3 protein-coding genes are annotated in these 3204 nt (G+C 69.2%); all 3 read left to right on the top strand.

What is annotated here, in order from left to right; genetic code table 11:
• Positions 1 to 1215 (top strand): omega-aminotransferase AptA (gene aptA / locus AC1D01_RS26975; protein WP_477871853.1); only part of this gene is annotated, 1215 nt, incomplete at its 5' end.
• A gap of 135 nt (positions 1216 to 1350) precedes the next feature.
• Positions 1351 to 2679: an NAD(P)/FAD-dependent oxidoreductase gene (locus AC1D01_RS26970; protein WP_477871851.1), complete on the top strand. Its 1329-nt coding sequence runs from the start codon at positions 1351 to 1353 to the stop codon at positions 2677 to 2679.
• Positions 2680 to 2815: 136 nt separating this feature from the next.
• On the top strand, positions 2816 to 3204 hold a 389-nt coding region (locus AC1D01_RS26965), incomplete at its 3' end, for a gamma-glutamyl-gamma-aminobutyrate hydrolase family protein (RefSeq protein WP_477871849.1).

Here is a 3204-nt window from a genome sequence, read left to right as displayed (position 1 = left end):
ATGCACTACTGGACGCCCGAGGGCCGCCAGGTGCTCGACGGCGCAGCCGGCCTCTGGTGCGTGAACGCCGGCCACGCACGCCCGAAGATCGTCCAGGCGATCCAGGCGCAGGCCGCCGAGATGGATTTCGCGCCACCCTTCCAGATGGGCCACCCGAAGGCCTTCGAGCTCGCGCAGCGGCTCGTGCAGCTGGCGCCGAAGGGCCTCAGCAAGGTGTTCTTCACCAACTCCGGTTCCGAATCGGTCGAGACCGCGCTGAAAATGGCGATCGGCTACCACCGCGCCCGCGGCGAAGGCCAGCGCACCCGGCTGATCGGCCGCGAGCGCGGCTACCACGGTGTCAACTTCGGCGGCATCTCGGTCGGCGGGCTGGTCGCCAACCGCAAGATGTTCGGCAGCCTGCTGCCGGGCGTCGACCACATCCGCCACACGCACGATCCGCGCAACGCGTTCACGCAAGGCCAGCCGCTGCACGGTGCCGAGTTGGCCGACGACCTGGAGCGCCTGGTCGCGCTGCACGACGCCTCGACGATCGCCGCGGTGATCGTCGAGCCGGTCGCCGGCTCCACCGGCGTGCTGGTGCCGCCGCAGGGCTACCTCGAACGCCTGCGCGCCATCTGCGACAAGCACGGCATCCTGCTGATCTTCGACGAGGTCATCACCGGTTTCGGCCGCCTCGGCGCGCCGTTCGCGGCGACGAAGTTCGGCGTCACGCCCGACCTGATGACGGTCGCCAAGGGCCTGACCAACGGCGCGGTGCCGATGGGCGCGGTGTTCGCGAAGCAGCATGTGCACGATGCCTTCATGAATGGCCCCGAGCAGGCGATCGAGTTCTTCCACGGCTACACCTACTCGGCGCACCCGCTCGCCTGCGCCGCGGCACTCGGYACGCTCGACACCTACGCCGACGAAGGCCTGCTGACGCGCGGCGAGACGATGGCCCCCACCTTCGAGCGTGCAGTGCATTCGCTGAAAGACCTGCCGAACGTGATCGACGTGCGCAACCTCGGCCTGGTCGGCGGCATCGAGCTCGCGCCGATCGACGGCCAGCCCGGCAAGCGCGCGTTCTCGGTCTTCCTCGACTGCTGGGACAAGGGCCTGCTGATCCGCACCACCGGCGACACGATCGCGCTGTCGCCGCCGCTGATCATCGAGAACAAGCACATCGACCAGCTGATCGGCACCTTGTCCGACGCGATCAAGCGCGCGAAATGACCACCCCCACGCTAGTCGCTTCGCTCCGGCGCTGCCCCCCGAGGGGGCGCAGTCGGGCTTGGGGCGGCCCGGCGCCCGACTGGTCTCGCCCAACCTCCACCGCAGTATCAGAGGGCATTGCCTAGCGCCTACCGTATGAGCTTCCTGAGCGCCGACAGCGATCTCACCCGCCACTCGTACTACGCCGCGACCGTGCAGCGGACGGCGGGCTTTCCCATGCTGTCGTCGTCGCTCGACTGCGATGTCGCCGTCGTCGGCGGTGGGCTCGCGGGGCTCTCGGCAGCGATCGAGCTGGCTGATCGCGGCTACCGCGTCGCGCTGCTCGAAGCCCGTGAGGTCGGCTGGGGCGCCTCGGGCCGCAATGGCGGCCAGGCCATCGCCGGCCTCGCCTGCGAGCAGACGGTGATCGAGGACCAGCTCGGCCTCGACGCCTCGCGCCAGGTGTGGGCGATGACGCTCGAGGCGCTCGATCTCATCCACGAGCGCTGCAAGCGCTTCTCGATCGACTGCGACTGGCAGGCGGGCTACCTGAGCCTGGCCGTCAACGCGCGCAAGGCGCGCGAGCTGCACGACTGGCACGTGCTGATGCGCGAGCGCTACGACCACGACACCACCTGGATCACGCCGGCCAAGCTGCCGCAGTGGATCGCGAGCCCGCGGTTCCACAGCGGCGCGCACGATGCGCGCTCGGGCCACCTGCATCCGCTGAAGTACAGCCTGGGCCTCGCTCGTGCCGCGGCGAGCGTCGGCGTGCAGCTGTTCGAGCAGTCGCCGGTCACGTCGATCGCGCCCGGCCCCACGGTGCGACTGGCCACGCCGCAAGGCGAAGTGCGCGCGAAGCACGTGCTGCTGGCCGGCAACGTCTACCTGCAAGGCCTCGCGCCGCAACTCGAACGCCGCATCATGCCGGTCGGCACCTACATCGTGGCCTCGAAGCCTGTCGATCCGGAGCTCGCCCGCTCGCTGATCCCGTCGCGCGCGGCGGTGTGCGACACCAACTTCGTGCTCGACTACTTCCGCCCGACACCCGACCACCGCATGCTGTACGGCGGGCGCGTCAGCTACAGCACCAGCACGCCGGTCAACCTCGCGGCCAGCATGCAGCGCCGCATGGCCCGCAGCTTCCCGCAGCTGAAGGACACCGCGGTCGAGTTCTCATGGGGCGGCTTCGTCGACATCAGCATGAACCGCGCGCCCGATTTCGGGCGGCTGCCCACCGAGGGTGCAGGCGCGGCATCGAAACCGCACCACGACAACATCTACTACCTGCAGGGTTTCTCGGGCCACGGGCTCGCGTTGACGGGCCTGGCCGGCCGGCTCGTCGCCGAGGCGATCGACGGCCACGCGAGCCGCTTCGACACCTTCGCGAAGCTGCGCCACCGCCCGTTCCCCGGCGGCCCGCTGCTGCGCACGCCGGCCCTCGTGATGGGCATGGCCTACTACCGCCTGAGGGACATGCTGTGAGGTGGCTGCCGATCGACGTTGCCATGGTTGACTTTGCAATGCGCGCGGGCACACTCATTGCTCACTCCTCTGACACCTCTTCGTTGACAGCAAGCCCAGTGTGCTGTCGCTCAACAAGCGACGCGCAGCAAGCCCAATGAAAACACTGAACAAGCCGGTCGTCCTGATTCCCGCATGCAACCGACTGGTCGGGCAGCACCCCTTCCACATCGCCGGCAAGAAATACATCGACGCGGTGCGCCTGGCAGGCTGCCTGCCGCTGGTCGTGCCCTCTTCCACCGCGGCCGAGATCGACGAGTTGCTCGACGTCGCCGACGGCGTGCTGCTGACCGGCTCGCCGTCGAACGTGCACCCCAGCCACTTCGGCGAAGAAGTGCACGACGCCACGCTGCCGCTCGACCCCGACCGCGACGACTGGACGCTGCCGATGATCCCGCGGGCGCTCGCGCGCGGCATCCCGCTGTTCGCGATCTGCCGCGGCTTCCAGGAGGCCAACGTCGCGCTCGGCGGCTCGCTCTACCAGGC

The organism is Rhizobacter sp. P3_B12, assembly GCF_056402895.1.
The sequence above is the reverse complement of the archived record's forward strand: the minus strand, read 5'-3'. Positions and strand labels throughout refer to the sequence as shown.

Coding starts and splice junctions, on each gene's coding strand:
- AC1D01_RS26970 (WP_477871851.1), top strand. CDS start 1,351: ATGAGCTTCCTGAGCGCCGACAGCGATCTCACCCGCCACTCGTACTAC.